Origin of the sequence: Streptomyces spectabilis (genome assembly GCF_008704795.1) — a bacterium.
Lineage (GTDB): Bacteria > Actinomycetota > Actinomycetes > Streptomycetales > Streptomycetaceae > Streptomyces > Streptomyces spectabilis.
The window spans coordinates 3,699,360-3,712,739 of sequence record NZ_CP023690.1; the positions used below are offsets into that span (position 1 = coordinate 3,699,360).

General features: G+C 73.4%; 13 protein-coding genes. 6 read left to right on the plus strand and 7 right to left on the minus strand.

All coding sequences use genetic code 11. The annotated features are described in order from the left end of the window. The first annotated feature begins 91 nt into the window (after positions 1-91). Complete coding sequence (locus CP982_RS15995; protein WP_150511159.1) at positions 92-1,102, plus strand: aspartate-semialdehyde dehydrogenase; 1,011 nt, start codon at positions 92-94, stop codon at positions 1,100-1,102. Between the two features lie 116 nt (positions 1,103-1,218). Then, entirely contained in the window at positions 1,219-1,728 is a 510-nt protein-coding gene (locus CP982_RS16000) for a DUF1203 domain-containing protein (RefSeq protein WP_150511160.1), read from the plus strand. Positions 1,729-1,741: 13 nt separating this feature from the next. On the opposite strand, the gene CP982_RS16005 is transcribed toward CP982_RS16000, so the two are convergent. Next, positions 1,742-2,626 (minus strand): LysR family transcriptional regulator, encoded by an 885-nt coding sequence (locus tag CP982_RS16005; RefSeq protein WP_150511161.1) that lies wholly within the window; start codon positions 2,624-2,626, stop codon positions 1,742-1,744. A gap of 113 nt (positions 2,627-2,739) precedes the next feature. Between CP982_RS16005 and CP982_RS16010 the strand changes: the two genes are divergently transcribed. After that, positions 2,740-3,948 (plus strand): MFS transporter, encoded by a 1,209-nt coding sequence (locus CP982_RS16010; RefSeq protein WP_150511162.1) that lies wholly within the window; start codon positions 2,740-2,742, stop codon positions 3,946-3,948. Here CP982_RS16010 and CP982_RS16015 read toward each other — a convergent pair. Continuing rightward, on the minus strand, positions 3,945-4,382 hold the full coding sequence (locus CP982_RS16015) for an ATP-binding protein (RefSeq protein WP_150511163.1): 438 nt from the start codon (positions 4,380-4,382) through the stop codon (positions 3,945-3,947). The genes CP982_RS16010 and CP982_RS16015 overlap by 4 nt on opposite strands. Positions 4,383-4,616: 234 nt before the next feature. On the opposite strand from CP982_RS16015, the gene CP982_RS16020 reads away from it, so the two are divergent. Both CP982_RS16020 and CP982_RS16025 read left to right on the plus strand, forming a co-directional pair. Then, a complete protein-coding gene (locus CP982_RS16020) occupies positions 4,617-5,468 on the plus strand; it encodes a helix-turn-helix domain-containing protein (protein WP_150511164.1) in 852 nt (283 codons plus the stop codon). 9 nt (positions 5,469-5,477) lie between these two features. Continuing rightward, entirely contained in the window at positions 5,478-5,681 is a 204-nt protein-coding gene (locus CP982_RS16025) for a DUF397 domain-containing protein (protein ID WP_150511165.1), read from the plus strand. Here the strand turns inward: CP982_RS16025 and CP982_RS16030 are convergent. The 5 genes from CP982_RS16030 to CP982_RS16050 all read right to left on the minus strand — a co-directional run bounded on the left by CP982_RS16030 (position 5,678) and on the right by CP982_RS16050 (position 10,542). After that, positions 5,678-6,952, minus strand: a complete 1,275-nt coding sequence (locus CP982_RS16030) for a flavin-dependent oxidoreductase (protein WP_150511166.1) — start codon at positions 6,950-6,952, stop codon at positions 5,678-5,680. The two genes, CP982_RS16025 and CP982_RS16030, sit on opposite strands and share 4 nt — an antisense overlap. Continuing rightward, positions 6,949-7,731, minus strand: a complete 783-nt coding sequence (locus CP982_RS16035; RefSeq protein WP_150511167.1) for an ABC transporter ATP-binding protein — start codon at positions 7,729-7,731, stop codon at positions 6,949-6,951. Before CP982_RS16035 ends, CP982_RS16030 begins: the two co-directional genes overlap by 4 nt. 129 nt (positions 7,732-7,860) lie before the next feature. Next, positions 7,861-8,607 (minus strand): ABC transporter permease, encoded by a 747-nt coding sequence (locus CP982_RS16040; RefSeq protein WP_150511168.1) that lies wholly within the window; start codon positions 8,605-8,607, stop codon positions 7,861-7,863. A gap of 26 nt (positions 8,608-8,633) precedes the next feature. Further along, on the minus strand, positions 8,634-9,512 hold the full coding sequence (locus tag CP982_RS16045) for an ABC transporter permease (RefSeq protein WP_212669188.1): 879 nt from the start codon (positions 9,510-9,512) through the stop codon (positions 8,634-8,636). 10 nt (positions 9,513-9,522) lie between these two features. Then, entirely contained in the window at positions 9,523-10,542 is a 1,020-nt protein-coding gene (locus CP982_RS16050; RefSeq protein ID WP_170316438.1) for an ABC transporter substrate-binding protein, read from the minus strand. A 188-nt stretch (positions 10,543-10,730) separates the two neighbouring features. Here CP982_RS16050 and pepN point away from each other — a divergent pair, with 188 nt between their 5' ends. Continuing rightward, positions 10,731-13,298: an aminopeptidase N gene (gene pepN, locus CP982_RS16055; protein WP_150511170.1), complete on the plus strand. Its 2,568-nt coding sequence runs from the start codon at positions 10,731-10,733 to the stop codon at positions 13,296-13,298. Positions 13,299-13,380 lie beyond the last annotated feature (82 nt).

Below are 13,380 nucleotides of genomic sequence, written 5' to 3' on the forward strand. Positions count from 1 at the left end.
CAATGAATTGGACAGGCGCCCCGGTGTCCCCCGCATGATGGGAAGGCTGAAAGCCAGCCGAGGCACGTGCCAGAACTTTTAGGGAGTAGCCGTGAAGGTCGGAATCGTCGGAGCCACCGGTCAGGTCGGCACGGTCATGCGCAAGATCCTGATCGAGCGGAAGTTCCCGGTCGACGAGCTGCGCCTGTTCGCCTCGGCCCGCTCTGCCGGGACCGTCGTCGACGGCGTGACCGTCGAGGACGCCTCGACCGCCGACTACACCGGCCTCGACATCGTGCTGTTCTCGGCCGGAGGCACCACCTCCAAGGCCCTCGCCGAGAAGGTCGCCTCGCAGGGCGCCGTCGTGATCGACAACTCCTCGGCCTGGCGCCGCCACCCCGAGGTGCCGCTCGTCGTCTCCGAGGTGAACCCGCACGCGATCGCCGACCGCCCCAAGGGCATCATCGCCAACCCGAACTGCACCACCATGGCCGCGATGCCCGTCCTCAAGCCGCTGCACCTGGAGGCCGGGCTCACCTCGCTGGTCGTCGCCACCTACCAGGCGGTCTCCGGCTCCGGGGTCGCGGGCGTCGAGGAGCTGTACGGGCAGATCGAGAAGGTCGGCGCCGACGCCCCGAAGCTCGCCCACGACGGCTCGGCCGTGGACTTCCCCGCGCCCGACAAGTACGTCGCCCCCATCGCGTACAACGTCCTGCCGATGGCGGGCTCCATCGTCGACGACGGTCTGAACGAGACCGACGAGGAGCAGAAGCTCCGCCACGAGTCCCGCAAGATCCTGGAGATCCCCGGCCTCAAGGTCTCCGGCACCTGCGTCCGCGTGCCCGTCTTCACCGGCCACTCCCTCCAGGTCAACGCCCGCTTCGAGCGGCCGATCAGCCCCGAGCGCGCCATCGAGATCCTCTCCGGCGCGGAGGGGGTCGTCGTGACCGACGTTCCCACGCCGCTGGGTGCGGCGGGGCGCGACGAGTCCTTCGTCGGCCGCGTCCGCCGCGACGAGACCGTCGAGAACGGGCTCGCGTTCTTCATCTCCGACGACAACCTCCGCAAGGGCGCTGCGCTCAACGCCGTACAGATCGCCGAGCTCGTGGCCCAGGAGTCCTGACCGTCACCACCCCCGCGCTGGCGCGCTTGTCCTCAATCGCCGGACGGGCTCGGCGCTGAGGTCGGTGTCCGAAAGGTGCCAGCGTGGGGTGGGGCGAGGGGGCGAGGGTGGGGGGCATGAGCACCCAGTACACACCGCGCCCCATCGAGCCGAAGGCGCTGGCGCAGCTGCGCGAGCGGGACGACGCGGGCCGCCCCTGCGTCCCGTACGTGGACGAGGAGGGCGGCTCCCCGCTGCGCTGCTGCCTGCGCCCGATCCCCGCGGGCGACCGCGTCGCCCTGGTCGCGTACGCCCCGCTCCGCCGCTGGGCGGCACGGACCGGCGCCCAGCCGGGCGCGTACGACGAGCAGGGCCCCGTGTTCATCCACGCGGACCCGTGCGCGGGCCCGGTGGAAGCCGACCTCTACCCGTTCGCGCGCGCCGGGGCGCTGCGGACGCTGCGCCGCTACGACGCCCGCGGCCGCATCGTCGGCGGCCGCCTCCTGGAGATCCCCGAGGACACGACCGCGGGCTTCGACGCGGCCTTCGAGGAGGCGTTCGCCGACCCCGAGGTCACCCAGGTGCACGTCCGTGCCGTGGAGCACGGCTGCCTGCAGTTCGTGGTGCACCGCCCCGAGGGCGCGTAGCCGACCGGAGGGGTCACGCCGCGGCCGCCGGGACGGTGGCCGCGGCCACCGCCCTGGCGAACGCCCGCACCCGCTCCGTCTCGCCGTCCCGGTGCCAGACCATGCCGAGCACCGAGTCGGGCACCCCGTCCACCGGTACGAAGACGACGTCCTCACGGCCGTGGTACGCGGCCGTGGGCCGGCACAGCAGCATCGCGCCCTGGTCGGCGGCGACGAGGGTGAGGCCCTCCTGGAGGGTCCGGACGGCGGGGGCGGGCAGGGCCGAGGGCGCGTGGGCCTCGCGCCAGTAGGCGGGGGCGGGCGGACCGGCCGCGATGAGGGGCATGCCGCCCAGCTCGGCGGCGGCGAGCCGCTCGCGCCCCGCGAAGGGGTGCCGTACCGACACGGCGACCGTCTGCTGCTGCCGGGAGAAGAGCGGGCCGAGGACGAGGTCCGGCTCGGCCACCGGCAGGAGCACGATCGCCGCGTCCACCTCGCCCTGGCGCACCGCTCCGAACGGGTCCGCGAAGGGCACCTCCGCGATCTCCGTGACGCAGGCCGGATGCCGCTTCCGGAAGGTGGTGATGGCCTCCATGAGCCGGGCGTCCGCCGTGCCCTGGAAGCCGATGCGAAGGCGGCCCTCGACCCCGCGCGCGGCCTCCTTCGCCCGGTCGACGACCGCGGCCAACTCCGCGTAGGCGGGACTCAGTTCCGCCCGGAATCGCTCGCCGAGCGGGGTCAGCCGCACCCGGCGGCTAGTACGCTCCACGAGCCGGGCGCCGATCCGCTGCTCCAGCGCGGCGAGCAGCTGGCTGACCCGGCCCTGTGAGACATACAGCCGAGCCCCCGCCCGTCCGAAGTGCAGCTCGTCGGCCAGCACGAGGAAGCACTCCAGCTCCCGTATCTCCACTCCGCCCACTGCCGCCAGCTCCCGCCCACGCCCGATCGATCCGGGATCGATTAGTCCCGCTCATTCAAGGATGAGATCTTCGGCGTTGTTCCCGGTCACCGGCCGGGCGTTGGCTGGTGCCCATGGAAACGCCCGTGGAAACCCCCACTGAAACCCCGGCCCAGACCCCCCACGTGGACGCGCGGCAGCGAGCCCTTCCGCTGTCCGTCGTCGCCGTCGCGGCCGCCACCTTCTCCGTCGTGACGACGGAGATGCTGCCCGTCGGCCTGCTCACCTCGCTCGCCTCGGGCCTCGGCGTCTCCGACGGCACGGCGGGCCTGACCGTCACCCTGCCCGGTGTCGTCGCGGCGCTTGCCGCGCTGCTGCTTCCGGTCGCGGTGCGCGGCGCGGACCGCCGGGCCGTCCTGTGCGGCCTGATGCTCCTGCTCGGCGCGGCGAACCTGCTTTCGGCCCTGGCGCCGTCCTTCGCGGTCCTGCTCGCCGCGCGGATCGTGGTCGGCCTGTGCATCGGCGGCGTGTGGGCCGTCGCGGCCTCGCTCGCGGTGCGCCTGGTGCGGGCCGAGTCCGTGGGCCGGGCCACCGCCGTGATCTTCAGCGGCATAGCCGTGGCGTCGGTCCTCGGCGTGCCCGCCGGCACCTTCCTCGGGGAGCTCGCCAGCTGGCGCTGGGCGTTCGGCGCGGTGGCCGCGCTCGGCCTCGGCGTGGCCGCGCTGCTGGCCGTGGTGCTCCCGGCCCTGCCGCCGAGCGAGCCGGTGCGCCTCGGCGCCTTCCCCGCCCTGTTGCGCCTGCCGCGCCTTCGCGTCGGCCTGATCGCGGTGGCGCTCCTGGTCGTCGGCCACTTCGCCGCGTACACCTACGTCCGTCCGGTCCTTGAGCGGGTGCCGGACGTGGGCGCGGGCCTGGTCAGCGGCCTGCTCCTGAGCTACGGCGTCGCGGGGATCGCGGGGAACTTCCTGGGCGGCACCTTCGCGGCCCGCGATCCGCGCCGCGCCCTGCTGCTGATCTCCGCGGCCCTCGCGGCCGTGGTGCTGCTCCTGGTCCCCGCGGGCTCGTCCCTGCCGGTGACGGTCGCCCTCCTTGTCGCCTGGGGCCTCGCCTACGGCGGCGTCTCCGTCTCCTCCCAGAACTGGGTCATGGCCGCCGCCCCCCAGGCCCGCGAGGCCGCGTCCGCGCTCTTCGCCGGGATCTTCAACGTGGCGATCGCGCTGGGCGCCCTGCTCGGCGGCCGCGTCGCCGACGGCCTGGGCGCGACGGACGTCCTGTGGCTGGGCGGCGGCCTCGCGGCCCTGGCCCTGGGGGTGGTGGCGACGGCGGGCCGGGGTGCGCGCTAGGCGGCGGCGCCGAGTTCGCACCACACGTACTTGCCGGAGTCGCCCTCCTTCGGCAGCGGGTGCCAGCCCCAGGTGTCGGAGCAGCAGCGGATCAGGTCGAGGCCCCGGCCGTCCTCCTGGTCGAGGGGGGCCGGGCGGGAGGTCGGGGCGGGGGGCGTCGGGTCGGCGTCCCAGGCGCCGATGCGCAGGACTCCGTCGGCCCACAGGAGGCGGAAGGAGACGGGGCCCTTGGTGTGGCGCACGGCGTTGGAGACCAGTTCGGTCGCCAGGAGTTCCGCCACGTCGACGACGCCGCCGAGGCCGTGCACGGAGAGGATCGCACGGAGCGTATGGCGACACACAGTGACCGCGCAGAGTTCGCGCGGGATCTGGAGGGTGTACTCCCAGGGCTCGACCCCGGGAAAGGGTTCAGGTTTGCTGCCGTCCTCTGACATACATGAACTCCCTTTAGAGTCTGAGGAGTTGCATCGCGCAACGGATGCCGGGCGGCTACGGATCACCCCGTCGTGGCGTGAGGGGACGATTCGCCTCCGGAACTCCCGCCATCTCGCAGCGTGAGCGACTCATCACTGACGGTAGGCCTGAAAATTATGACCTTGCAAGCCGTACACGTAATCTGACACCCGAACGAGGAAGCCCGCAGGGCGAGTTGGACCAAGGAGCCGGCCATGGCGACGAGGCGGAACCCCAGCGCGCGGCAGGTGCGCCTGGGGGTCGAGCTGCGCAGGATGCGGGACGCGGCCGGGCTCAAGGCGACCGAGGCGGCGGCCCTGCTGGGGGCCAGCTCCGTCCAGATGAGCCAGATCGAGGCCGGGGTCGCGGGCGTGAGCGAGGAGCGGGTCCGCCGGCTCGCGGCCAACTACGGCTGCGCGGACAGCGGCCTGGTCGAGGCCCTGGTGGCCATGGCCACGGACCGGACCCAGGGCTGGTGGGAGGAGTACCAGAGCGTACTGCCGCGGGCGTTCGGGGACCTCGCCGAGCTGGAGCACCACGCCACGTTCCTGCGCGAGGTCGTCATCACCCACGTGCCGGGCCTGTTCCAGACCCCGGACTACGCCCGCGCGGTCTTCGCGTACATGAACCCCGAACTGCCGGTGAGCGCCCTGGAACCGCGGGTGGAGCACCGGATGCGGCGGCGGGCGGCCATCGAGGGCGCGGCGCCCACGCCGTACGGGGCCGTGGTGCACGAGTTCGCCCTGCGCGTGCGGGTGGCCGATCGCCGGGTCGCCCGCGCCCAGCTCCTGCAACTGCTCGACCTGTCCGAGCTGCCCGGCGTCAGCGTCCGGGTGATCCCCGTCGACCAGGACGGCTTCGCCGGTGCCGGGGCCTCGATGATGTACTGCGGAGGGCCGGTGCCCCGGCTCGACACCGGGATCCGCGACGCGCCGGTCAACAAGCGGCAGATCGACGCCGACGTCCAGTTGCGGCGGCTGCGGACCCTGCTCCGGATGGTGGAGACGGCGTCGCTCGCCCCGGTGCCGTCGCGGGAGTTCATCCACCGCGTGGCGAAGGAACTGTGAGGCATCGGCATGACCGGGACGACGCACTGGCAGAAGTCCAGCTTCTCCGACGGCAGTGACGGCGACGCCTGCGTGGAGGTGGCCGCCGCCCCCGGCGCGATCCGGCTCCGGGAGAGCGACGACCCCGCCGTCGAACTCACCACGGGCCGGGCCGCGTTGGCGCACCTCCTCCGCGACCTCAAGGGCCGCGCCGCCCCGCCGGATGGGCTCTAGCCGAGGCCCCAGGACCCCCTCCCGTTGAGCTCCGCCACGTCCGTGCCCGTCGTCCAGCGGTACGCGGCCTCCAGTTCGCCGAGCTCCGCCGGGGTCAGCACGTCCTGCACCCGCTCGAAGCCGTCCGGGGCGCGCTCGGCGACCGCGGCCAGGAAGCGGTCGGCGGGCATCTCGCGGTTGGCGAGGACCAGGGCGGCGGTGGCCTCGCGGCGGATCTCCTCGTACGCCCGCAGTCCGGCGGCCCGGTCGGGGTCCGTCAGGGCCAGACAGCGGGCCAGGACGCGGGCGTCCAGGATGGCCTGGGAGCCGCCGTTGGAGCCGACGGGGTACATGGGGTGCGCGGCGTCGCCGAGGAGGGTGACGGGCCCCTTGCCCCACCAGGGCAGCGGCTCCCGGTCGACCATGGGGTACTCCAGGATGCGGCGGGTCGCGGCGAAGAGGGCGGGGACGTCGAGGTCGCCGATGCGCCAGCCCGCGTAGTGCGGCAGGACGTCGGAGAGGCGGCCGCCCCGGTTCCAGTCGGCGGAGCCCGGTCCGCCGCCCGGCTCCGGCGGGAAGCGGACCTCCGCCACCCAGTTGAGCAGGGCGCGGCCGCGCAGCTCCGCCTCCCGCGCGATGGGGTAGACCACCAGCTTCGCCTGGGCGTTGCTGCCCGCGACGGCGACCGTGCGGCCGCCGAGGACCGGGTGCCACTCCGTGACGCCGCGCCACATGCGGACGCCGTTCCAGCGCGGCGGGCCCTCGCCGGGGTGGAGGCGGGAGCGGACCGTCGAGTAGAGGCCGTCGGCGCCGACGAGGGCCCGCACCCGCACGGCGTGCTCGCGCCCGCGCGCCACGTCGCGGAGCACGACCCGCAGCGCGTTGCCGTCCTCCATGAAGCGGACGAACGCCGTGCCGGTGACCACGGCCCGGTCGCCGAGCCGCTGCCGCACCGCGTCGAGCAGCAGCATCTGGAGGGCGCCCCGGTGGATGGAGTACTGCGGCCAGTGGTAGCCGAGCGCGAGCCCGCGCGGCTCGCCCCAGATGCGGTTGCCGTGCCGGTCGTAGTGGACCATCTCGGCCGTCTGCACGCCGGTCGCGGCGAGCATGTCGCCGAGGCCCAGCTCGGTCAGCTCCCGCACGGCGTGCGGGAGGAGGTTGATGCCGACGCCGACGGGCCGCAGCACGTCGACCGGTTCGACGACGCGTACGCCGATGCCCGCCGCGTGCAGGCTCAGCGCGGTGGTGAGGCCGCCGATGCCCGCGCCCGCGATCAGTACGTCCACGGTCATGGCCGTCGCACCGCCCGTCCGACCTCGGCCCGCAGCTTCACGAACTCGGGCAGGCCGCGGGTGCCGATCTGCTCGCGCGGCGCGGGCAGTTCGACGCGCAGCTCGCTGTGGACGCGGCCCGGGGCGCCGGTGAGGACGACGACGCGGTCGCCGACGTACACGCTCTCGTCGATGTCGTGGGTGACCAGGAGGATGGTCATGCGGTCCGGCGCCGCCGCGCCGCCGTCCGCCGCGCTCCCGCTCCGTACGGCCAGGAGCAGGTCCTCCAGGTCCTCCCGGGTCTGCGCGTCCACCGAGCCGAACGGCTCGTCCATGAGCAGCAGCGCGGGCCGGTACGCCAGGGCGCGGGCGATGGCGACGCGCTGCTGCATGCCGCCGGAGAGCTGCCAGGGGTACTTGGCCGCCGTGTCCGCGAGGCCGACCTGGGCGAGCGCGTCCCGGGCGCGGGCGCGGCGGCCCGCGCGGTCGAGGCCGCGGCGGCGCAGCGGGAGGGCCACGTTGTCGCGGACGGTCAGCCAGGGGAAGAGCGAGCGCGTGTAGTCCTGGAAGACGACCGCCAGGTCGTCCGGTACGGCGCCCTCGACGGCCCGGCCCCCGACCGTGATCCGGCCCGCGCTCGGCCGCTGGAGCCCCGCCACGCACCGCAGCAGCGTGGACTTGCCGCACCCCGAGGGGCCGACGATGCTCACCAGTTCGCCCCGGTCCACGAAGAGTTCGACGCCGTCGACCGCCTGATGACCGTCGTCGTAGCGATGGCTGAGCCCCGTGATGTCCAGCATCCCCTGTCCCCCTGTGCCCGTGAAGCCAACTGCCGTGTGGTCTATGTGAATTGAGTGCTCACGCGCTTCGGTCGTTCCCTCCGCGCCGGGTGAACCGGTTGCACGGGGAGCGGCGGGCGCCCCCACGCCCTAGGTGTTCCCGCGCCTGGCGCCCCGGTGCCAGGCGAGTGCTCTCCGCTCGACCGTGAGGAAGAGCCCGTTGAGTACGCAGCCGACGGCGCCGAGCTGGAGGATCACCGCCCACATCCGGTCGGGGCGGAACTCCCGCTCGGCCGCGTTGAGCCGGGCGCCGACCCCGTCGCCCGACCCCATCAGCTCGGCGATGACCACGAGGATCAGCGCGAAGCCGAGCGCGACGCGCAGGCCCGCGAAGACCTTCGGCGCGGCGGCGGGCAGCACCACGTACCGCAGCCGCGCGGCCCGGCCGAGGCCGAAGACGCGGGCCGAGTCCAGCTGCACCGGCTCGACGGACCGCACGCCGTCGACGGTGTTGAGGAGCACCGGCCACACGACGCCGGACACGACGGTCGCCAGCTGCATGGACGTGCCGAGTCCGAAGACGACCATGAAGAACGGGATGAGCGTGGGCGGCGGCACGGCCCGGCCGAACTGCAGCACGGGATCGAGCAGGTGGTGCGCCACCCGCGAGAGCCCGATCCCCACCCCCGCGGCGATCCCCACGGCCCCGGCGATGCCCCACCCCAGCACCAGCAGCTCAAGGCTCCGCCCCAGCTCACCGAGGCCCGGGTCGCTCGCCATGACACGCACGATCCGGCTGGGCGGCGGGAAGTAGATGTCCTGTGCCCGCCGGGCGGCCACTTCCCAGGCCACGAGGAGGAGGCCGAGCAGCCAGCCCCGCAGCAGAAGGAAACGCACCGCTCGTCGAACACGCCGGCCGGCCACTATTCAGCCCGTCCGGCGTTTGAGGACGAGCGCGCAGCGCGATATCCGGAGCCCCCGGCTCTCGGGTAGGGGCGGGTTTGGGGAAAGACCTCCCGCCCAACAGCCACGAGTACCCCGTTCACCGCCGCCCCGAGGGCCCCCGCCCACACCGCCCCCGCCAGCATCAGGTCCGGCCGCCCGCCCCCGGACTGCGTCTGGAGCAGATACACCCCGAGCCCCGCGTCGCCCCCGGCCCGCAGCTCCGCGCTGATCGCCACGATCAGCCCCACGGACGCGGCGATCCGCACCCCGGTGAGCACGAAGGGCCCCGCGCTCGGCAGGGACACCCTCCAGAGGACGGACAGCGGCCCGAAGCCGAAGGAGCGCAGGGTCTCCTTGGCGACGGGGTCGACGTCCCGAAGGCCGTACAGGGTGTTGAGGAGGATGGGCCACAGCGCGGCGTAGCAGACGAGGGACCGCTCGACCCGCACCGGTTCGGCGAACACGAGGATGGCCAGCGGGATGAGCGCGACGGACGGCACGGGCCTGGCCAGCTCGACGACGGCGAGGCTCGCGGCGTCGAGGCGGGGCAGCGAGCCGAGGAGCAGCCCGGCGGGCACGGCGAGGGCGACGGCGAGCCCCAGCCCGCCCAGCCAGGCGGAGACGGTGGTGCCGAGGTGGCCGAGGAAGCCGTCGTCGACGGCCATCTCGGCGGCGCGGGCGAGCACGGAGGTGGCGGGCGGCAGCGCCTCGTCGTCGAAGACGCCCGTCCGGGCGAGGAGTTCGAGGACGAGCACGACCGCGCCGGTCCCGAGCGCGCCGAGCAGGGCCCGCCCCCACCGCCGGGTGACGAGCGCGCCGGGGCCTGACCCCGGACCCGTGCGCGCCGCCCTCTTCACCGCGGCGCCCTCAGGGCCCCGTGCGCACGAGCAGCGGTTCGACGTCGAGCGTCCGCCGCAGATAGCCGAACTCGCGCATCAGGTCCACCACCCGGCGCAGCCGCGCCGGGTCCAGGGCCACCGGATAGCCGCCGAGGTGGAGCTGGGCGGCCTGGTCCGGAGTGATCCTGGTGTAGTCGGGGAGCGTGCGGACGACCGTCGAGCGGTCGGCGGCCTGCTTCTGGGCGCGGGCCATGGCCCGCTGGAAGGCCTCGACGGTCTTCTTGTTCCTCTCGGCGAACCGCGCCGTGGTCGCGTACCCCGCGATCGGGAAGCCCGCGGTCGGCGGCCTGCCGAGGTCGGCGACGACGCGACCGGTGCCGGACTCCTCGATCGCGCTGACGAACGGCTCCGCGGCCTGCACGGCGTCGACGCTGCCCGACTTCAGGGCGGTCTCCATGTTCGGCATGTCGACCTCGGCGAAGTCGGCGTCCTCGTCGAACGCGACGCCCTCGGCCTCGGCCGCCTTCCGGACGAGCAAGGAGCTGATGTTCCGCTTCGTGTTGACGCCGATCTTCTTGCCTTCGAGGTCCTTCAGGCTCTTGACCGGCGAATCCTTGCGCACCAGCACCGCGTGCGTCTTGGGCGCCAGGGCGAAGGCGTCGGCGACGATCCGCACGTCCAGGGCCTTGTTGGCGTGCGCGAGGAAGTACGAGACGTAGTTGCCGAAGGAGATGTCGAGGGCGCCCGCGCGCAGCCTGCCGACCGACTCGGCGCCGCCTTGGAGCGTCGTCGTGCGGACCGTGAGCCCCTCCGCCTTGAAGAAGCCCTTGGCGATCGCGAGCTGGAGCGGAGCGGTGTCCGCCACGGGCATCGTGCCGACGGTGATCGTGGCCTTCTCCAGGCCCTTGCCGTCCGCCGCGCCGCCGCCGTCGCCGCCGCCGGAGTCGCCGCAGCCCGCCGTGGCGAGCAGCAGGGCCAGGGCCGCCGCCGGGGCCAGGACCGCGCGCAGTGACGTCCCGCGTAACCGGCCCCGTGCTCCCCGTGCCATATACACCCGCTTCCGCCCGTGTCCGCCACCGCTCGGGCCCGCTGAGGCCTGCGGGGCCTGAGCCGACGCGCGGATGCTAACCGCAGGGCGGGCCGAGGACAATGGGCCGGGGCACCCCGCGGCGCCGCATGGAAGGATGGCCGGAAACATCACAGAAACTTCGCATGTCGCACTGAGGAGATGACCGCGTGCCCGGCACCAATCTGACCCGCGAAGAGGCGCAGCAGCGGGCGAAGCTGCTCACCGTTGACTCGTACGAGATCGATCTCGACCTCTCCGGAGCGCAGGAGGGCGGCACCTACCGGTCGGTGACCACCGTGCGCTTCGACAGCGCCGAGGCGAACGCCGAGACGTTCATCGACCTGATCGCCCCGGCCGTCCACGAGGTGGTCCTCAACGGCCACGCCCTGGAGGTCGGCGCGGTCTTCCGCGACTCGCGCATCGCCCTGCGGCACCTGCGCGAGGGGCGCAACGAGCTGCGCGTCGTCGCCGACTGCGAGTACACGAACACCGGCGAGGGCCTGCACCGCTTCGTCGACCCGGTGGACCAGCAGGCGTATCTGTACACGCAGTTCGAGGTGCCGGACGCGCGCCGCGTGTTCGCCTCCTTCGAGCAGCCGGACCTGAAGGCCACCTTCCGGTTCACCGTGACGGCTCCCAGCGGCTGGACGGTGATCTCCAACTCGCCGACGCCCGAGCCGAAGGACGACGTCTGGTCCTTCGAGCCGACCCCGCGCATCTCCACGTACATCACGGCCCTGATCGTCGGCCCGTACCACGCGGTGCACTCCTCGTACGAGAAGGACGGGCAGAGCGTGCCGCTCGGCATCTACTGCCGGCCCTCGCTCGCCGAGTTCCTCGACGCCGACGCGATCTTCGAGGTGACGCGGCAGGGCTTCGACTGGTTCCAGGAGAAGTTCGACTACGCGTACCCCTTCAAGAAGTACGACCAGCTCTTCGTGCCGGAGTTCAACGCGGGCGCGATGGAGAACGCGGGCGCGGTGACGATCCGCGACCAGTACGTCTTCCGCTCCAAGGTGACGGACGCCGCGTACGAGGTGCGCGCCGAGACCATCCTGCACGAGCTGGCCCACATGTGGTTCGGCGACCTCGTGACCATGGAGTGGTGGAACGACCTGTGGCTGAACGAGTCGTTCGCCACGTACACCTCCATCGCCTGCCAGGCGTACGCGCCGGACTCGCGCTGGCCGCACTCGTGGACGACGTTCGCGAACTCCATGAAGACCTGGGCGTACCGGCAGGACCAGCTGCCGTCCACGCACCCGATCATGGCGGACATCCGCGACCTCGACGACGTGCTCGTCAACTTCGACGGCATCACCTACGCCAAGGGCGCCTCGGTCCTCAAGCAGCTCGTGGCCTACGTCGGCATGGACGAGTTCTTCCAGGGCGTGCAGGCGTACTTCAAGCGCCACGCGTTCGGCAACACCCGCCTCAGCGACCTGCTCGGCGCCCTGGAGGAGACCAGCGGCCGCGATCTGCAGACCTGGTCGCGGAAGTGGCTCCAGACCGCCGGCATCAACGTGCTGCGCCCGGTCGTGGACGTGGACTCCGCGGGCGTCATCACCTCCTTCGCCGTCAAGCAGGAGGCTCCCGCGCTGCCCGCCGGAGCCACCGGCGAGCCGACGCTGCGGCCGCACCGCATCGCCATCGGCCTGTACGACCTGGACGACGACTCCGGCAAGCTGGTGCGCACCGACCGCGTGGAGCTGGACGTCGACGGCGAGCTGACGGCCGTGGAGGCCCTGGTCGGCCGGGCCCGCCCGGCGGTCGTCCTGCTCAACGACGACGACCTGTCGTATGCGAAGGTCCGCCTCGACACCGAGTCCCTCGCCTTCGTCACCGAGCACCTCGGCGACTTCGAGGCCTCGCTGCCGCGCGCCCTGTGCTGGGCGTCCGCCTGGGACATGACGCGCGACGCGGAGCTGCCGACGCGCGACTACCTGGCGCTCGTGCTCTCCGGCATCGCCAAGGAGTCCGACATCGGCGTGGTGCAGTCCCTGCACCGGCAGGTGAAGCTCGCCCTCGACCTGTACGCGGACCCGGCCGGGCGCGACGCGCTGCTCGCGCGGTGGACCGGGGCGGCCCTTGAGCACCTGCGCGCGGCCGAGCCCGGCGGCGACCACCAGCTCGCCTGGGCGCGGGCGTTCGCGGCGACCGCCCGCACGGAGTCCGACCTCGCGCTGCTCGAAGGGCTGCTCGACGGCTCCGAGACCATCGAGGGCCTGGCCGTGGACACCGAGCTGCGGTGGTCGTTCGTGGGGCGGCTCGCGGCCATGGGCCGCCTCGACGAGGCGGGCATCGCGGCCGAGGCCGAGCGCGACCGGACGGCGGCGGGCGAGCGGCACGCCGCCGCCGCGCGGGCCGCGCGGCCGACCCCCGAGGCCAAGGCGGCCGCCTGGGCGTCCGTGGTGGAGTCCGACGCGCTGCCCAACGCCGTGCAGGAGGCGGTGATCTCCGGCTTCGTGCAGACCGAGCAGCGGGAGCTGCTCGCGCCGTACGCGGAGAAGTACTTCGGTGCCGTCAAGGCGGTGTGGGAGTCCCGGTCGCACGAGATGGCGCAGCAGGTCGCGGTGGGCCTCTACCCGTCGGTCCAGGTGTCCGCGGCGACCCTCGACGCCACCGACGCGTGGCTCGCCTCCGCGGAGCCGACGCCTGCCCTGCGCCGGCTGATCACGGAGTCCCGCGCGGGCGTGGACCGGGCCCTGCGGGCACAAGCCGCCGACAAGGCCTGACCCGATCCTGCCCACCTGCTCCTGCTTCGGTGGGGGCGGGTGGGCGGGACCGCCCCCCTGTGGGCAATCGTCCCGCAGGGCG

What these genes read in the sequence shown, in the direction of transcription:
- CP982_RS16020 (WP_150511164.1), top strand. Translation starts at nt 4,617, where the DNA reads ATGGCGACGAGGCGGAACCCCAGCGCGCGGCAGGTGCGCCTGGGGGTC.
- CP982_RS16035 (WP_150511167.1), bottom strand. Translation starts at nt 7,731, where the DNA reads ATGCTGGACATCACGGGGCTCAGCCATCGCTACGACGACGGTCATCAG.
- CP982_RS16010 (WP_150511162.1), top strand. Translation starts at nt 2,740, where the DNA reads ATGGAAACGCCCGTGGAAACCCCCACTGAAACCCCGGCCCAGACCCCC.
- CP982_RS16000 (WP_150511160.1), top strand. Translation starts at nt 1,219, where the DNA reads ATGAGCACCCAGTACACACCGCGCCCCATCGAGCCGAAGGCGCTGGCG.
- CP982_RS16015 (WP_150511163.1), bottom strand. Translation starts at nt 4,382, where the DNA reads ATGTCAGAGGACGGCAGCAAACCTGAACCCTTTCCCGGGGTCGAGCCC.
- CP982_RS16050 (WP_170316438.1), bottom strand. Translation starts at nt 10,542, where the DNA reads ATGGCACGGGGAGCACGGGGCCGGTTACGCGGGACGTCACTGCGCGCG.
- CP982_RS16025 (WP_150511165.1), top strand. Translation starts at nt 5,478, where the DNA reads ATGACCGGGACGACGCACTGGCAGAAGTCCAGCTTCTCCGACGGCAGT.
- CP982_RS16030 (WP_150511166.1), bottom strand. Translation starts at nt 6,952, where the DNA reads ATGACCGTGGACGTACTGATCGCGGGCGCGGGCATCGGCGGCCTCACC.